Source organism: Pseudomonas sp. 51_B, from assembly GCF_017491595.1.
In the GTDB taxonomy this organism is placed as follows: domain Bacteria; phylum Pseudomonadota; class Gammaproteobacteria; order Pseudomonadales; family Pseudomonadaceae; genus Aquipseudomonas; species Aquipseudomonas promysalinigenes.
In genome coordinates this window covers 1-459 of sequence record NZ_JAFGYW010000349.1, presented here as the reverse complement: position 1 = coordinate 459, position 459 = coordinate 1, and the positions used below count along the sequence as shown (strand labels likewise).

Annotated in this window: 2 pseudogenes; both read left to right on the top strand. The window is 54.7% G+C overall.

The features are described 5' to 3' along the window. A pseudogene (locus tag J5M56_RS25170) lies at positions 1-187 on the top strand (SDR family oxidoreductase); the annotation flags it as partial. Between the two features lie 137 nt (positions 188-324). Next, a pseudogene (locus J5M56_RS25165) lies at positions 325-459 on the top strand (arabinose ABC transporter substrate-binding protein); the annotation flags it as partial.

Here is a 459-nt window from a genome sequence, read left to right as displayed (position 1 = left end):
ACTGGAATGGCTTTGCCGATCCGCATGCCGAGAGGCAGCGCGCCTTAGACCTGCATCCGCCCAAGCGCATCGGCCAGCCGATCGAAGTGGCGATGACGGCGGTGTTTCTGGCCAGCGATGAGGCACCGTTATCAACGCTTCGTGCATCACCATCGATGGTGGCCGCTCGGTGATGTACCACGACTGAATAAAACGGATCTCCAGCGCTGAACTACGCTTGAAATCCAATCATCATACGATATGACTATTTTTAACCAGCTTCACTGAGAACACGCTTCAACGCTTTTCAAACCTTGCTCAAAAAAAATAACAAGGAGTCATCTGATGAAACGTCGTTTCGGGATTCGTACCCTGTGCAGCACTGCCCTGGCGGTCACTGCGTTCAGCCTGAGCAGTGCGCTGCTCGCCGCCGACGCGGTGAAGATCGGTTTTCTGGTCAAGCAGGCCGAAGAACCGTGG